Source organism: Streptomyces sp. TLI_171, assembly GCF_003610255.1.
In the GTDB taxonomy this organism is placed as follows: domain Bacteria; phylum Actinomycetota; class Actinomycetes; order Streptomycetales; family Streptomycetaceae; genus Kitasatospora.
Map to the genome: position 1 here is coordinate 3,530,309 of NZ_RAPS01000001.1, position 15,445 is coordinate 3,545,753.

13 protein-coding genes and 1 pseudogene are annotated in these 15,445 nt (G+C 75.4%); 2 read left to right on the plus strand and 12 right to left on the minus strand.

The features are described 5' to 3' along the window. Positions 1–48: 48 nt before the first annotated feature. Both topA and BX266_RS16130 read right to left on the minus strand, forming a co-directional pair. Positions 49–2,910: a type I DNA topoisomerase gene (topA, locus tag BX266_RS16125; protein ID WP_099900520.1), complete on the minus strand. Its 2,862-nt coding sequence runs from the start codon at positions 2,908–2,910 to the stop codon at positions 49–51. 309 nt (positions 2,911–3,219) lie between these two features. Then, positions 3,220–3,711, minus strand: coding sequence for a DUF3592 domain-containing protein (locus BX266_RS16130; protein WP_099900522.1), 492 nt, complete (start codon positions 3,709–3,711; stop codon positions 3,220–3,222). 302 nt (positions 3,712–4,013) lie between these two features. Between BX266_RS16130 and BX266_RS38630 the strand changes: the two genes are divergently transcribed. Further along, entirely contained in the window at positions 4,014–4,664 is a 651-nt protein-coding gene (locus tag BX266_RS38630) for a hypothetical protein (RefSeq protein ID WP_180290505.1), read from the plus strand. On the opposite strand, the gene BX266_RS16140 is transcribed toward BX266_RS38630, so the two are convergent. The 4 genes from BX266_RS16140 to bldG all read right to left on the minus strand — a co-directional run bounded on the left by BX266_RS16140 (position 4,665) and on the right by bldG (position 8,140). Beyond that, positions 4,665–6,191 (minus strand): methyltransferase, encoded by a 1,527-nt coding sequence (locus BX266_RS16140; RefSeq protein ID WP_099900529.1) that lies wholly within the window; start codon positions 6,189–6,191, stop codon positions 4,665–4,667. It lies immediately after the preceding gene. A 138-nt stretch (positions 6,192–6,329) separates the two neighbouring features. Further along, the gene (locus BX266_RS38635) at positions 6,330–6,992 is read right to left on the minus strand and encodes a small secreted protein (protein ID WP_180290506.1); all 663 of its coding nucleotides are present in this window, start codon (positions 6,990–6,992) and stop codon (positions 6,330–6,332) included. A 233-nt stretch (positions 6,993–7,225) separates the two neighbouring features. Beyond that, positions 7,226–7,636 carry an ATP-binding protein gene (locus tag BX266_RS16150; protein WP_099900533.1) on the minus strand — a complete coding sequence of 137 codons (411 nt, stop codon included), beginning with the start codon at positions 7,634–7,636 and terminating at the stop codon, positions 7,226–7,228. Positions 7,637–7,798: 162 nt separating this feature from the next. Beyond that, positions 7,799–8,140, minus strand: coding sequence for an anti-sigma factor antagonist BldG (gene bldG, locus BX266_RS16155; RefSeq protein WP_014136695.1), 342 nt, complete (start codon positions 8,138–8,140; stop codon positions 7,799–7,801). Positions 8,141–8,362: 222 nt separating this feature from the next. On the opposite strand from bldG, the gene BX266_RS16160 reads away from it, so the two are divergent. Further along, on the plus strand, positions 8,363–10,711 hold the full coding sequence (locus tag BX266_RS16160) for a DEAD/DEAH box helicase (RefSeq protein ID WP_099900534.1): 2,349 nt from the start codon (positions 8,363–8,365) through the stop codon (positions 10,709–10,711). A 102-nt stretch (positions 10,712–10,813) separates the two neighbouring features. Here the strand turns inward: BX266_RS16160 and BX266_RS39970 are convergent. The 6 genes and pseudogenes from BX266_RS39970 to BX266_RS16190 form a co-directional block, all read right to left on the minus strand. Continuing rightward, positions 10,814–11,164, minus strand: a pseudogene (locus BX266_RS39970) (Rv3654c family TadE-like protein); the annotation flags it as partial. A gap of 12 nt (positions 11,165–11,176) precedes the next feature. Then, the gene (locus BX266_RS16170; protein ID WP_310794784.1) at positions 11,177–11,515 is read right to left on the minus strand and encodes a TadE family type IV pilus minor pilin; all 339 of its coding nucleotides are present in this window, start codon (positions 11,513–11,515) and stop codon (positions 11,177–11,179) included. A 37-nt stretch (positions 11,516–11,552) separates the two neighbouring features. After that, positions 11,553–11,798, minus strand: a complete 246-nt coding sequence (locus BX266_RS16175) for a DUF4244 domain-containing protein (protein ID WP_099907926.1) — start codon at positions 11,796–11,798, stop codon at positions 11,553–11,555. A 48-nt stretch (positions 11,799–11,846) separates the two neighbouring features. Continuing rightward, positions 11,847–12,626 (minus strand): type II secretion system F family protein, encoded by a 780-nt coding sequence (locus tag BX266_RS16180; protein WP_143686942.1) that lies wholly within the window; start codon positions 12,624–12,626, stop codon positions 11,847–11,849. 112 nt (positions 12,627–12,738) lie between these two features. Continuing rightward, a complete protein-coding gene (locus BX266_RS16185) occupies positions 12,739–13,806 on the minus strand; it encodes a type II secretion system F family protein (RefSeq protein WP_099900540.1) in 1,068 nt (355 codons plus the stop codon). Between the two features lie 94 nt (positions 13,807–13,900). Continuing rightward, positions 13,901–15,442, minus strand: a complete 1,542-nt coding sequence (locus BX266_RS16190) for a TadA family conjugal transfer-associated ATPase (protein WP_259464718.1) — start codon at positions 15,440–15,442, stop codon at positions 13,901–13,903. Positions 15,443–15,445 lie beyond the last annotated feature (3 nt).

Genomic DNA, 15,445 nt, shown 5'->3' on the forward strand with positions numbered 1-15,445 from the left:
CCTTAACGGGCCTGCCCGGATTCGAACAGGCCCGTTACGGAGTACCCGTCAGCTCTCCTCGGACGAGCTGTCCGCGGCGGCGCTCTTCTTCGCCGCGGCGGTCTTCGCGGCGGTCTTCTTCACCGCGGCGGTCTTCTTCGCGACCGTCTTCTTGGCCGCGGTCTTCTTGGCCGCGGTGCCGGTGGCGGCCTTCTTCGCGGGGGCCTTCTTCGCCGGGGCCTTCTTGGCGGTCTTCTTCACCGGTCCGCGGGCGCGCTTCTCCGCGAGCAGCTCGAACGCCCGCTCGGGAGTGATGCTCTCCACCTCGTCGTCCTTGCGGAGCGTCGCGTTGGTCTCCCCGTCGGTCACGTACGGGCCGAACCGGCCGTCCTTGACCACCACCGGCTTCTCGCTGACCGGGTCGTTGCCGAGCTCCTTCAGCGGCGGCGCGGCGGCGGCCCGGCCGCGCGCCTTGGGCTGGGCGTAGATGGCCAGCGCCTCGTCCAGGGTGATGCTGAGCAGCTGCTCCTCGCTGGTGAGCGAGCGGGAGTCGGTGCCGCGCTTGAGGTACGGGCCGTAGCGGCCGTTCTGCGCGGTGATCTCGTTGCCCTCGGCGTCGGCGCCGACCACCCGGGGCAGCGACAGCAGCCGCAGTGCGTCCTCGAGCGTGACGGTGTCCAGGTCCATGGACTTGAACAGCGAGGCGGTGCGCGGCTTGACGGCGTTCTTGCCGGTCTTCGGGGTGCCCTCGGGCAGCACCTCGGTGACGTACGGGCCGTACCGGCCGGCCTTGGCGACCAGCGGGTTGCCGCTGACCGGATCGGTGCCGAGTTCGCGCTCGCCGCTGGGCTTGGCGAACAGCTCCTCGGCGAGTTCGACGGTCAGCTCGTCCGGCGGCAGCTCCTCGGGGACGTCGGCGCGCTGACCGGTCTCGCCCTCGACGGCGGAGGGGCGCTCCACGTACGGGCCGTAGCGGCCGACCCGGAGCACGATGCCGTCGCCGACCGGGAAGGAGCTGATCTCGCGGGCGTCGATCGCGCCGAGGTCGGTGACGAGTTCCTTCAGGCCGCCGAGGTGGTCGCCGTCGCCGTTGCCCGCGTCGGCGGCCACGCCGACCGCGTTGTCGGCCTCGCCCGCGCCGAAGTAGAAGCGCTTGAGCCACGGCACGGACTCGGCCTGGCCGGCCGCGATCCGGTCGAGGTCGTCCTCCATCCGCGCGGTGAAGTCGTAGTCGACCAGCCGGCCGAAGTGCTTCTCCAGCAGGTTGACCACGGCGAAGGACAGGAACGAGGGCACCAGGGCGGTGCCCTTCTTGAACACGTACTTGCGGTTGATGATCGTGTCGATGATCGACGCGTACGTCGACGGGCGGCCGATCTCGCGGTCTTCCAGCTCCTTGACCAGCGAGGCCTCGGTGTAGCGGGCCGGCGGCTTGGTGGCGTGGCCCTCGGGGGTGAGCCGTTCGGCGGCCAGCGGGTCGCCCTCGGTGACCTGCGGGAGGCGGCGCTCGCGGTCGTCGAGCTCGGCGTTGGGGTCGTCCGCGCCCTCGACGTAGGCCTTCAGGAAGCCGTGGAAGGTGATGATCTTGCCGGAGGCGGAGAACTCGGCGTCCCGGCCGTCGGCGGCGCGCCCGCCCACCTTGACGGTGACGGACTGGCCGACCGCGTCCTTCATCTGGGAGGCGACGGTGCGCATCCAGATCAGCTCGTACAGCCGGAAGTCGTCGCCGCTCAGGGCGGTCTCGGCGGGCGTGCGGAACCGGTCGCCGGACGGGCGGATCGCCTCGTGCGCCTCCTGGGCGTTCTTGACCTTGGAGGCGTAGGTGCGCGGCGCGTCCGGCAGGTAGTCGGCCCCGTACAGCTGGGTGACCTGGGCGCGGGCGGCGTTGATCGCGGTGTCCGACAGCGTGGTCGAGTCGGTGCGCATGTAGGTGATGAAGCCGTTCTCGTACAGCTTCTGCGCCACCTGCATGGTCCGCTTGGCGCCGAAGCCGAGCTTGCGGCTGGCCTCCTGCTGCAGCGTGGTGGTGCGGAACGGCGCGTACGGGGAGCGGCGGTACGGCTTGGACTCGACGCTGCGGACGCTGAACGCGGTCTGCTCCAGCGCGGCGGCCAGCGTGCGGGCGGCCTGCTCGTCGAGGTGCAGGGTGTTCGCGGCGTTCTTCAGCCGACCGTCGGAGCCGAAGTCGCGGCCGGTGGCGACCCGCTTGCCGTCGACGGTGATCAGGCGGGCGCCGAAGTTCTCCGGGTTGGCGGCGTCGGCGGCGGTGCGGCCGGTGCCGAAGGTGCCGACCAGGTCCCAGTAGGAGGCGGAGGTGAAGGCGATCCGCTCACGCTCCCGCTCGACGACCAGCCGGGTGGCGACGGACTGGACGCGGCCCGCCGACAGCTTCGGCATGACCTTCTTCCACAGCACCGGGGAGACCTCGTAGCCGTAGAGGCGGTCCAGGATGCGGCGGGTCTCCTGGGCGTCGACCAGGCGCTGGTTGAGGTCGCGCGGGTTGCGCACGGCCTCCTGGATGGCGTCCTTGGTGATCTCGTGGAAGACCATCCGGTGCACCGGCACCTTGGGCTTCAGCACTTCCTGCAGGTGCCAGGCGATGGCCTCGCCCTCGCGGTCCTCATCGGTGGCGAGGAAGAGTTCGTCGGACTCCTTGAGCAGCGACTTCAGCTTCGTGACCTGGGACTTCTTGTCCGGGTTGACCACGTAGATCGGAGCGAAGTCGTGGTCGACGTCGACGCCGAGGCGGCGGACCTCGCCGGTGTACTCGTCCGGGACCTCGGCGGCCGTGCCGGGCAGGTCACGGATGTGACCGACGCTGGCCTCGACGATGTAGCCGGGCCCGAGGTAGCCCTTGATCGTCTTGGCCTTGGCCGGCGACTCGACGATGACGAGTCGCTTGCCGTGCGCGGTCTCGCTGCTCGAGGACACCTTCGCTCTTCTCTCCCGGTCGTTTACCAAAACTCCTGGGCCGTCGCATCGCGACGGCCCCACCAGCGGAGTGTGACCGTACCCTGGCCACCCTTGTCAAACGGACGGATCCTGCTTTTTCACCGGCAAGGCCGACCGACGCCACTCGAACGGTAACCCGATGGCCGGTGTTCGAGCATGTCTTTCCGCCGCAACCGGGCCCGTCGCCGGGGCAGTGCGGGGCGGCGGCGAACGGCCGGAACCCGTCCCCGAGTGGCTCGGACCGGGTCTGCCGGGCGGCCTCGGACGGTGACCGGCCGGAACGTTTCGTCAGCGCAACGCGACGGCCAGCAGGGTCAGCCCGCCGGCCAGCGCGGAGGTGCCGAGCAGCGCCCAGAACAGGTCCGCGGGCAGCGAGGGCAGCTCCTCGTGCGCGGCCAGCACCACCCGGTCCGGCCGCCGCGGGTCGTAGGCGACCTGGACGGCCGCGCCCGGGGCCAGCCGCACCGGCCGGCGCAGCGGGGTGTGCCCGCGCGGCCGGGCCAGCACCAGCCGGCCCGGTCCGCCCGGCACGCTCGCCGGACGCAGTTCGTGGACGGCGCCCGGGGCGGCGCCCGCCGAGGGCTCCACTGCGTAGGACAGCAGCGGGCTGCTGTCCGTGCCGTCGGCCGAGTCGGGGTCGGCCACCACCTGGGCGGTGGCGGGGACGCCACGCCGACGCAGCTGGTGGCGAAGGCGCAGTTCCACGGCGCACCAGAGCAGCAGCGCGCTCCCGAACGCCGCCAGGACCGCCCCGCCCACCAGCGTCGTCGGCGTCTCCACCCGGTCCTCCCCCGCACTGTCCACAGCCTGTGGACAGCCACCCTGACAGCCGGTGGACAACCCGCGGCGGACTCCCGGCGTACACCGGGCCACACCGAGGAGTCCGCCCGGTGAACGCGGCGGCGCCGCGGGCGGGTTGACGCGATGTCACCGGACGGCGGCGAGCGTCACCGAACGGCGGCGGACGTCACGGTCCGGCACCCGGCGTCACAGCCGGGCAACCGCCGAAACCGGTGCCCGGCCGTCCGCCGTGTCCAACGCTGCCGGACCGCACCGGTCACCGCGCCCACCAGGGGGAGCTCATGAACACCCGTCCGAACGCCGCCCGCCGCCTGCTCGCCACCGCCGCCCTGCTGACCGCCGCCGTCGCCGCGCTGACCGCCTGCGACCCGGAGGGCGACCAGGCTGCCACGGGCCCGGCCACCGCCTCCACCACCGCCGCGGCCTCCGCCCCGGCCGCGCCGTCCGCGAGCCACGGCGCCCCCACCCCGACCGCCTCCGGGCACGCCTCCACCGCGGCCACCCGCGCCGCCACCGCGAGCGCCCGGCCGAGCGCCGCGCACAGCAGCGCCGCGCCGCAGGCGGACTGCACCGCGGCGGCCCAGCGGCCCGGCCACCGGGTGATCAATGTCACCGCCGCGGCGGCCGACCGGCTGACCGCCACCGGGACGGTGTTCGTCTGCGGCCCGGAGGTCGACAACGACGGCTACTACCGGGCGACCGGTGCCGCCACCGGCTACTCGTTCGCCTCCGGCGCGAGCGCCCGCCTGGTCACCGTCTCGGGGGCGGTGGACAGCGCTCCGGTATCCGTCGCGGCGCTGGTCCAGCACGTCAACGACTGCGCGGCGGACCGCGAGCCCGCCGCGCCGTACGCCTGCTTCGGCGGCATGTACGACATCACCACCGACGCGGCCGGCCGGATCACCTCGGTGACCGAGCTCTACCACCCCTGATCAGGCGACCGGCTCGATGAACCCCTGCTCGGTGAGCAGCCGCAGCGACTCGGGCACCCGGTCGCGCAGCCGCACCCGGTCCTCGCCGAGCAGTTGGGCGATCGCGTCGACGATCTCGCCGGCCGCCAGGGTGCCGTCGCAGACGCCGACGAAGCCCGCGCCGACGGTGTCCACCTTGGTGGCCCGCCGCATGCCCCGGTTGTGACGGAGGATCACGTGCTCCGGGTCCTCCGAACCGGGCGCGCCGATCTGCTCCTGCACCACCTCGTCGGCGAGCAGGTAGCGGGCGGCCAGCAGGCCCGCGTCGTCGTGGGTCCGCAGGAAGTCCTGCCGGGCGAACCACTCCTCGATGTGCGGCCCGAGCGGCTGCTCCACCGGGTGCGGCCACTCCTCGATCCGCACCACCGGGTCGCTCGCGCCGGACGCCCGCAGGGTGATCCAGCCGAAGCCGATGCCCTCCACCCCGGCGGCCTCGAAGCTGTCCAGCCACTCCTCGTAGCGGGCCGCGTAGTCCTCGCCCCGGTGGTCGCCGCCGTCGCGCAGCCACAGCTCCGCGTACTGGGCGACGTCCTGCACCTCGCGCTGCACCACCCAGGCGTCCAGACCGGTGCCGGCCACCCAGCCGGCCAGCCGGTCGTGCCAGTCCTCGCCCTTGACGTGCTGCCAGTTCGCCAGCAGCTGGCAGTAGCCGCCGGGCTCCAGGTGGGCGGCGGCGCCGCGGACCACGCTGCGGCACAGGTCGTCGCCGGCCATCCCGCCGTCCCGGTAGGTGAACCGGCCGGCCGGGGAGATCACGAACGGCGGGTTGGAGACGATCAGGTCGAAGCGGCGCTCGCCGACCGGCTCGTACAGGCTGCCCCCGGCGGTCTCCACCTGGTCGAAGCCGGAGAGTGCGGCGGTCAGCCGGGTGAAGTGCAGGGCCCGCGGGTTGAGGTCGGTGGCGGTGACCCGCTGGGCGTGCCGGGCCGCGTGCAGGGCCTGCACGCCGGAGCCGGAGCCCAGGTCCAGCACCTCGCGCACCGGCCGACGCACCGTCAGGTTGGCCAGCGTGGTGGACGCCCCGCCCACGCCGAGCACCAGGTCGCGCCGCTCGATCCCGGCCCCGGTCCGGCCCGAGCCGATGCCGCCCGCGCCGCCGACGGCGCAGCCGAGGTCCGACACCACCCAGGCGTCCGCGCTGGGCAGGCCCGCGACCTCGTCGGCGTACGGCCGCACGTCCACGGTGGCGCGCAACTGCTCGCCGTCGGCCACCAGCCAGCCGTCGGCCAGCAGCGTCTCGACCGGCAGCGCCGCCGCGGCGGCCGCCCGCGACACCGGCTGCTGCAGCAGGAACAGCCGCACCAGCGTCTCCAGCGGCGACCCGCCACGGGTCGCCCGCAGCGCGGGCACAGCCTCGCTGCGGGCCAGCGCCGCGTACGAGGTCGGACCGAGCAGGTCCAGCAATCCGTCGGCGGTGAAGGAGGCCGTCAGCAGCGCCTCCCGGAACTCCGCGATCCGGCCGGCATCAAGTACGGGGCTGTTCGTCACCCCGCCATTCTCTCCCGCCCGCAGCCCTGCCCCCGGCAGCCGCCCACCGAACGGAGCGTCAGCTCGCCGCCCTGGTCGACCTCCTTGTGCCGCGCGGCCGCGCGGCTCGACTTCCCCCCACCGCGCGCGGGGCGGGGGTCAGCTCTTGGCGGGCGAGGGCGAACCGGAGGGCGCGGCGGAGCCGGTCGCGGCCGGGCTGCCGCTCGGGGCGGCGCCGTCGCCGGGGCTCGCCGAGGCGCTGCCGGACGGATCGGTGGCGGGCACGCCGGGGTCGGCGGAGCCGGCCTTGCAACCGGGCTGCTTCTTGATCGCGTCGCCCAGGTCGCCGCTCTGCAGGCCGGCCAGCGCCGAGGTGGACACGCCGGAGAGCCGCTGCACCTGGTCGCCGACGCTGCGCAGGCCGTCCGCGAACTTGGCCTGGTCGTTGCTGGCCAGCCCCTCAAGCTTCTTCTGCGCGTCCAGGTACCCCTGCGCCACCTGCTTCAGCTCGTTGACGGCGTCCTGCTGGACCTTCGCGCCGTCGTCGACCTTCGGCGCACCGGCCTTCTGCACCGCGTCGGCGAGCTGCTGGTTGGTGGCGGCGAGGGTGGCGAGGTCTGTGGACAGCCGCTTCTGCAGGTCGACCGGGGACTCGCCTTCCTTGACGTTCCCGGTGTCGGCGAGCGCCGCGCGGGACTGCGCGATCGGGTCCCGCGCCGAGTCGCAGACGTTCTTCGCCCAGCCGTCGAGCTTCGCCGAGTCGTCGGCGGAGCAGCCGACGGCGGCGAGCGCGAGCAGCGCGCCGAGCGCGGAGACGGTCACCAGTCGCTTCTTCACCGGGGCCCTTTCGGTCGCTGACACCCGGCTCCGGGCATCGCCAGCGAACCTACACGGCCGACCGGCCCGCCCTGCCCGGAAGTCCGCAGCACGAAGCGTCCGCACCGCTCGGCAGCACGTCCGTGCAGCTCAGCGGTGCGCCCGCGCAGTTCGGCGGCGAACGGTGAGAAGCGTCACGGTACGGGGCACCACGGCGGGAGCCCCGGACCGACGGGTGCTCAGACCGGGACGGAGGCGGGGGCGATCGGCCAGCTCATCCGGATCACGCCGCCCTCGGAGCCGTTGCCGACCTCGACGTCCTCGACCAGGCCGGTGATCACCGCCAGGCCGAGCACCTCCTCGTCCTCCGGCGATACGGCGCTGCCGCCCTCCTCGCCGGGGCCGGCCTCGTCGGCGACCTCGATGAGAAAGCGCTTCTCCTGCTCGGTCAGGGCGACCCGGACCGCGCCGTCCACGCCGTTGCGCCGGTGCAGCGCCACCGCGCGCGAGCAGGCCTCGCCGACGGCGAGGCGCAACTCGTCGAGCACCGACTCGTCCACCCCGGCCCGTCTGGCCACCGCGGCGGCCACCAGCCGGGCGGTGCGCACGTGCTCGGGAAGCGCGCTGAATCGAAGTTCGACGGTTGCCATGTCTCCCCTCCGGGGTTGCTCCCCGCCGCCGGACACACCGGCCCGGACAACGGAAGCGGGTACGCCGACCTCGCCGGTCGGGCCGGACACGGGGCCCGGCCCGCCGGCGGCGGTCGATCGAGAAGATTCGGTTGGACCACCGAACAGCGGACCGACAGAACGTCAGTCGGTCGCCGCGACGGCCTCGTCCACCGAGTTGTGAATCGGGAACACCTTGGTCAGACCGGTGATCCGGAAGATCTTCAGGATGCGCTCCTGGTTGCACACCAGGCGCAGCGAACCCTCGTGGGCACGCACCCGCTTCAGGCCGCCGACGAGCACGCCGAGGCCGGTGGAGTCGAGGAAGTCGACGCCCTCCATGTCCACGACCAAGTGGTAATTGCCGTCGTTGACGAGCTCGACAAGCTGCTCGCGCAGCTTGGGGGCGGTGTACACATCGATCTCGCCGCCAACCTCGACGACCGTGCGATCGCCGACAGTACGGGTCGACAGGGACAGGTCCACGGAACCTCCAGCACCTTGCCTTGCTACGTCATTGCGATCATCAGCCCGGCGGCTGCTACCGCATGGTCGCAGGGCCAGGGCGCGGCGAACCGGCAGGTCGGAGCCTCACCGTCGCGGCCCTCGGCCGTGCGGCCGTCACGGGCTTCATTCAACCACCTGCGACCATGGCCGCACGATGGTTAACAGCGATTCTCCGTCACGCCGGTGACACACTGGGTCTTCATGCCGCCCCGTCACCACCAGCCCGAGGCCCTGCTCGCCACCCTTTCCACCGAGCGCGGCAGGTCGGACCGCCTCACCCATACGGAGCACCTGCCCGCCCGCGAGGCCCGGTATGCGCCTTGGCCGGAAGGAATCCGTCAGGAGGTGGTCGCGGCGGCCGCGAAGCTCGGCGTGGTGCTGCCGTGGGCGCACCAGGCGGAGGCGATGGACCTGGCCGCCGCGGGGCGGACCACGGTGATCGCGACCGGCACCGCCTCGGGCAAGTCGCTGGGCTATCTGGCCCCGCTGCTCAGCGACCTGCTGACCGGCACCGAGGCCCGCAACGGGCGCGGCGCGACCGCGCTCTACCTGGCCCCGACCAAGGCGCTGGCCGCCGACCAGCGCCGGCGCGCCGCCGAACTCGTCCCCGAGCGGGTCCGGGTGGCGCTCTACGACGGCGACACCCCGCCGCAGGAACGCGAGTGGGTCCGCCAGTACGCCTCGTACGTGCTCACCAATCCGGACATGCTGCACCGGGGCATACTCCCCGCCCATCCGCGCTGGTCGTCCTTCCTGAAGACGCTGAAGTACGTGGTGGTCGACGAGTGCCACACCTACCGCGGCGTGTTCGGCTCGCACGTCGCCCAGGTGCTGCGGCGGCTGCGGCGGCTGTGCGCCCGCTACGGGGCGACGCCGACCTTCCTGCTGGCCTCCGCCACCACCGCCGAACCGGCGGTCACCGCGGAGCGGCTCACCGGGCTGCCGGCCACCGCCGTCACCGAGGACTGCTCGCCGCGCGGACCGCTGGTGTTCGCGCTCTGGGAGCCGCCGCTGACCGAGAACGTCGGCGAGCACGGCGCGCCCGTCCGCCGCACCGCCACCGCCGAGGCCGGCTACCTGCTCACCGACCTGGTGCACGGCGGCACCCGGACCGTCGCGTTCGTCCGCTCCCGGCGGGCCGCCGAGCTGGTCGCCCTGCAGGCCCAGGAGCAGCTCGGCCAGCCGCTCGCCGCCCGGGTCGCCGCCTACCGCGGCGGCTATCTCGCGGAGGAGCGGCGGGCGCTGGAGCGCGACCTGCACACCGGCCGGCTGCTGGGTCTCGCCTCCACCTCGGCGCTGGAACTCGGCGTGGACGTCTCCGGGCTGGACGCCGTGCTGATGGCCGGATATCCCGGCACCCGGGCCTCGCTCTGGCAGCAGGCCGGGCGTGCCGGACGCGAGGGGCAGGGGGCGCTGGCCGTGCTGATCGCCCGGGACGACCCGCTGGACACCTACCTCGTCCACCACCCCGACGCGCTGTTCGCCACCCCGGTGGAGGCCACCGTCCTCGACCCCGACAACCCGCACGTGCTGGCCCCGCACCTGTGCGCCGCCGCGGCCGAGCTCCCGCTCACCGATCCCGACCTGGAGCTGTTCGGGCCGTCCGCGGAGCCGCTGCTGCCGGTGCTGGAGCGGCGCGGGCTGCTGCGCCGCCGCTCGGACGGCTCCTGGTACTGGACCCGGCGCGAGCGCGCCGCCGACGGCGTGGACCTGCGCGGCAGCGGCGGCAGCCCCGTGCAGATCGTCGAGGCCGACACGGGGCGGCTGCTCGGTACCGTGGACGCGGAGGCCGCGCACACCACCGTGCACACCGGGGCCGTCCACCTGCACCAGGGGCGCACCTACCTGGTCCGCGAGTTCGACCTGGAGTCCTCGGTCGCGCTGGTCTCCCCCGCCAACCCGCCGTACACCACCTCCGCGCGCGACGTGACCTCGATCGCGATCCTGGCCACCGACACCACCGAGGAGTGGGGCGAGGCCCGGCTCAGCTTCGGGTCGGTGGAGGTCACCAACCAGGTGGTCGGCTATCTGCGCAAGCGGATCGCCACCGGCGAGATCCTCGGCGAGAGCAAGCTCGACCTGCCGCCCCGCACGCTGCGCACCCGCGCCGTCTGGTGGTCCGTCACCGAGGACCAACTGCTCGACGCGGAGATCCCGTTCGACCAGCTGCCCGGTGCGGCGCACGCCGCCGAGCACGCCTCCATCGGCCTCCTCCCGCTGTTCGCCACCTGTGACCGCTGGGACATCGGCGGGGTGTCCGTCCCGCTGCATCCCGACACCGGGCTGCCCACCGTGTTCGTCTACGACGGCCACTCGGGCGGCGCTGGCTTCGCCGAACGGGGCTTCCGGCGCGCCGTCGAGTGGCTGACCGCGACCCGCGACGCCATCGCCGCCTGCGAGTGCGAGCGCGGCTGCCCGTCCTGCGTCCAGTCGCCGAAGTGCGGCAACGGCAACGAGCCGCTGGACAAGGCCGCCGCGATCCGCCTGCTCACCGTCCTGCTCGAGCACGCCCCCGGCGCGGCCGGATCCCAGCCGGGCGGGGCCGGCTGACGGCCTGTCGGGCGCGGCGCCGTCCTCGCCCCGGGCCCAGAGCGGTCCGGCGCGGGAGCGGGCCCGGGCCGGGCCGAACGGCACCGGCACCCCGTGGACCGGGACCCGGACCACCACCTCGACCGCGTCCCGCCCCGGGAGCACGCCGCAGGAGACCAGCTCGGCTCCGCCCGGCTGGGCCCGGGTGAGCTCCGCCGCCCGACCGCACCCGCCGTCGGGGTCGAGCAGCAGCCGCCCGGCCGCCGCCAGCGCGGCGAGGTCAGCCGCCGACTCGGCCCGGTGCCGGGCGGCCACCACCGATCCGAGCGACAGGCAGACCGAGAACACCGCCACGCCCAGCAGTCCGAGCGACACCAGCCATACCGTCGCGGACCCCCGGTCGGAATCGGCCCCGCTGCGGCAGCGCTGCCCCCGGCCGGGCGAACTCCCGTACCACCGTGCCCCGTTCACCACTCGCTCCTCCTCTCATTCGGCTTCGGTCAGCACGTCCTCGCGGGCGCCCACCGCGGTCGCGGTGAGCCGCACCGAGAGCAGCGCGGCGAGTCGGCCGGGGCCCGGGCAGCGGGCCTCGACCGTGACCCTGGCGGTGGTGGCGTCCAGCGCGATCGCGACCTTCGCTCCGCGCGGGGCGGCCGCCGCGGCCAGTGCCGCGGCGTCGGCGTCCCCGCGAGCGGCGGCCCGGGCGCCGACCCGGGCCGCGTCCACGCAGCGGATCTGGGCGCCGGCCGCGACCACGCACCAGGTCAGCATGGCGGCGAGCAGCACCAGGGCGGGCAGCCCGACCGCGGTCTCCGCCGTCACCATCCCGCCGTCCGGGGCCCGGGCCCGATCTGGCGGCCGCTCATACCGCATGCAGGGCCCGGTCGAGGATCTCGGACAGCGCCCCGGAGACCGTCCCGCTGGTCACCACCTTGTAGAGCACGGCCGCGAACGCGCAGGCGGCGACGGTGCCGATCGCGTACTCGGCGGTGCTCATCCCGGCGTCCGGCGGGCCGGCGGCCTTGCGCCGGCGGTCGCGGAGCCAGGCCGCGAACCTGCGGAGGGCGAGCGCCGCGGTGGCCGGACGGGCCGGCGGGGAGAACGTCATCATCGGTGAAATCCCTTCTGCAGAAACCGAGGTCGAGCGCCGGTGCGGTCACAGGCGCTGGGCGAACGCGCCGGTCAGTCCGGTGACCACCGGCACCACTCCGATCAGTACGAACGCGGGCAGGAAGCAGAGGCCGAGCGGCGCGGTCGCCAGGACGCCGGCCCGGCGGACCCGGGCGTGCGCCGCACGGGCAGCTGCCGCCCGCTGGGACTGGGCGAGGCCCGCGAGCGCGGTGGCCGGCGGTGCGCCGCTGAGGGTGGTGCGGGCCAGGCAGCGGGCGAGCGGGGCCATCGGCGGGCAGTCCGCGGCCAGCTGCTCCCAGCAGTGCTCCGGGGAGGCCCCGAGGGAGAGTTGGGCCGCGACCCCGGTGAGGCGGTCCCGCATCGGCGGCGGAACGCTGTCCGCCACCGCGAGGGCCGCTCCCGCCGGGGAGCTGCTCGATCCGAGGCAGGCCGCCAGCAGGTCGGCCGTCAGCGGAAGTTGACGGACCAGCCAGTCATGCTCGGCGGCCCGGCGGCGCTCGCCGGGCGAGCGCACCCGCGGCAGCAGCCGCCACCCGGCGCAGCAGACCAGCACCCCCGCCGCCAGGCCCGCCGGGCCGCCGACCAGCACGGCTGCCGCGACGCCCAGCAGCCCGGCCACCGCCCGGTCACCGGCCAGCCGCCCGAGGGCGCGGCCCACGCCTGCGGCCGCCCGGCCACGCCGCACCGCACGGGTCGACACCCCGGGGACGCACCGCTCGGCCCGACGCCGCACCGCCCGCCACCACGCGGCCCCGAGCAGCTCGCCCGCCAGCCCCAGGGCAGCGACCGGAGCCAGGACAGCCATCGTGTTCACCTCGCCTCCGTCGAGCACCGAACCCTCCTCAGCCGTGAGCCGCCTGCCGCTGGATCGCCCCGGCTCCGAACCGGGGCGGACGCACTCCCCGCCCACCGCACGCTCACCCCCACCGGTCCGCCGGCACCGCGAGCTGACCCCCTGTCAGTGCGGGCAGGGTCGCGGCCCAGGGGTCGCGGCGCGTCCGGGAGATCCCGCAGCGGGCGGCGGCACGCGGTGGGCGGGGGCGGGCCGGGGCGTCCTCCGCGGCGCGGACGATCCTGGCCGTCCAGACCAGGCCGGCCACCTCCAGCGCGGAGCCGGCCAGCAGGCCGAGCAGGCCCACCGGGGTGTGCAGCAGCACCTGGACGGGGTGCGCGCCCAGCGCCGCCCCCAGGCCGAGACCGACCGCGGGCAGTGCGGCGAGCACCGCCATCGTGGTGCGCGGGCCCGCGAGTTCACCCGCGATCTCCTCGGCCAGTGCCCGCTCGGCGCGCAGCGCGTCGGCGACCTGTTCGAGGCCGGTGGCCAGCCCCGTCCCGCTCTCGGTGCTGACCTGCCAGCAGGCCGCCACCGCTGCCGCCCCACCGCCGCCGGGCAGTTCGGCCAGCAGCCGGAGCGCCGCGGCCGAGTCCGCGCCGTAGCGGCCGGCGGCCAGCCGGGCCGTCGGTTCGGGGCCAAGGCGGCGGCTCCAGTCCGGCCCGGCCCGGGAGACCACCGCGTGCAGGGCCTGCTCCGGTGTGGCGCCGCTGTGCAGTTCGGCCGCCAGGCCGCTGCACAGGTCGACCACCGCCGCCGCCCGCCGCCGGGCCGCGCGGGCCGCTGCCCGGCCGGAGCGCCACCTGCGCACCGGGACGACCGCGCAGGCCGCCGCGACGACCGGCAGCACCGAGGCGGTGCTGTGCCCGGCCGCCGCGCCCGCCGGGAGCAGCAGCAGCTCCGGCACCAGCCAGCGCGGCCGGCTGCGCCGCCACCGCGCCCGGACCCGGCCGAGCCGACCGGCGGGGCCGTGCCGCCCGGACAGCACCCGCCGAACCCGGCCGCCACCGCGCACCCGCCGGCGCACCGCGAGCAGCCAGCGCGCCCCGTACAGCCCGCCGCCGAGCCCGGCGACGACCCCGGCCAGCGTGACCGCACCGGCGAGGCCGTACGCCCGCTCCGTGGCCGCTGCCGCACCGAACAGCCCGGTCACCTCGGCCCCCTGACCGTGGCGCACAGCCGCTGCCGGGCGATCGCCCCGATCACGCACAGCGTGAGCACCCAGGCGAACTCGACCTGACGCACCGTCATGGCGCCTCCTCCGGCCCGGGCCCGACGGCCGCCTCGGGACCGTCCGGGGGCGGTTCCACTGCTGCCTCCGGGTCCGGCGGGAGGTCGACGCCGCGGTCGGCGCAGAGCTCGCGCAGCCGGGACCAGCCGGGGCCGGGCCGGCTGCGCCCGTCGCGTTCGAAGTGGACGGCGGCAGTGGTGGCGGTGAGCCCGTCCCGGTCACCGACCAGCAGGTGCAGGCCGGTGACCCGGCGGCGGCCGTCGGCGCGGTCGCGGCCGAGGTGGACGACGGCGTCGAGGCCGGCCCGGAGCTGGCTGTGCAGCGAGTGCCGGTCGAGTCCGGCGATCGACCCGAGCGCCTCCAGCCGGGCCGGGACGTCGGTCGCGGTGTTGGCATGGACGGTGCCGCAGCCGCCCTCGTGGCCGGTGTTGAGGGCGGCCAGCAGGTCGATCACCTCGGCGCCGCGGACCTCGCCCACCACCAGCCGGTCGGGCCGCATCCGCAGGGCCTGCCGGACCAGGTCACGCAGGGTCAGTTCGCCCTGCGACTCCTGGTTGGGCGGGCGGGACTGCAGGCGCACCACGTGCGGGTGGTCCGGGCGCAGTTCGGCGGAGTCCTCGGCGAGGACGATGCGTTCGTTGTCGGGGACGAGTCCGAGCAGGGCGGCCAGCAGGGTGGTCTTGCCGCTGCCGGTGCCGCCGGAGATCAGCAGCGAGAGCCTGGCCCGCAGCACGGCGGCGAGCAGGTCGGCGCCGGCCGGGGGCAGTGCCCCGGCGGCGACCAGCTCGGCGAGGGTGAAGGGCGTGCGGCGGCTGGTCCGCAGCGAGATGTGGGTGCAGTCGGCGGCGATCGGCGGGAGCACGGCGTGCAGCCGGGTGCCGTCGGCGAGGCGGGCGTCGACCCAGGGGCGGGCGTCGTCGAGGCGGCGGCCCGCGGCGGTGGCCAGCCGGTGGGCGAGGCGGCGGACGGCGTCCGCGTTCGGGAAGCGCACCTGGGGCGCCCGCTCCAGGCCGTGGCCGCGGTCGACCCAGATCCGGTCCGGGCCGTTGACCAGGACGTCGGTGACGCCGGCTTCGGCGAGCAGCGGGTCGAGCGGGCCGGCGCCGACGATCTCGGCGCGCAGGGTGCGCACCGCGTCGAGCACGTCGGCCCCGCCGAGGGGCGGCCGGGCGGCGCGCAGGGCGGCGGCCACCGACCCGGCGGTGGGCGGTGCGCCCGCTTCGGCGAGCCGGATCCGCACGGCGTCCACCAGCTCGGCAGCGCCGCTGTCGGGCGGCGCTGCCGGTGCCGGACGGAGCGGCGGCGGGCCGTCCTCCGGCGGGGCGGTGGGCGGCTGACGGCGCACCAGGTACCGGACCGGCGGGGCCTGCCGGCGGTCGGGCTCGGCCGGTGCGGGCTCGACCGGACCGACCGGACCGGGCGGGGCGCCGAACAGCGTGCGGGCACGCGGGACGGCGATCCGGCGGTGGGTGCGGGCGATCGGCCGCCCGGCGGCCGTGGGCGCGCCCCGGGGCGGCTCGGCGGCCTGCGTGTCGACGGCGTGCAGACGGTTGGTCATGAG

Bases quoted from the DNA above. Each gene is read 5' to 3' on its own strand.
- BX266_RS38630 (WP_180290505.1), top strand. From the start codon at position 4,014: ATGAACACCCGTCCGAACGCCGCCCGCCGCCTGCTCGCCACCGCCGCC.
- BX266_RS16150 (WP_099900533.1), bottom strand. From the start codon at position 7,636: ATGGCAACCGTCGAACTTCGATTCAGCGCGCTTCCCGAGCACGTGCGC.
- BX266_RS16160 (WP_099900534.1), top strand. From the start codon at position 8,363: ATGCCGCCCCGTCACCACCAGCCCGAGGCCCTGCTCGCCACCCTTTCC.
- BX266_RS16170 (WP_310794784.1), bottom strand. From the start codon at position 11,515: ATGGTGACGGCGGAGACCGCGGTCGGGCTGCCCGCCCTGGTGCTGCTC.
- BX266_RS16175 (WP_099907926.1), bottom strand. From the start codon at position 11,798: ATGACGTTCTCCCCGCCGGCCCGTCCGGCCACCGCGGCGCTCGCCCTC.
- BX266_RS16180 (WP_143686942.1), bottom strand. From the start codon at position 12,626: ATGGCTGTCCTGGCTCCGGTCGCTGCCCTGGGGCTGGCGGGCGAGCTG.
- BX266_RS16190 (WP_259464718.1), bottom strand. From the start codon at position 15,442: ATGACCAACCGTCTGCACGCCGTCGACACGCAGGCCGCCGAGCCGCCC.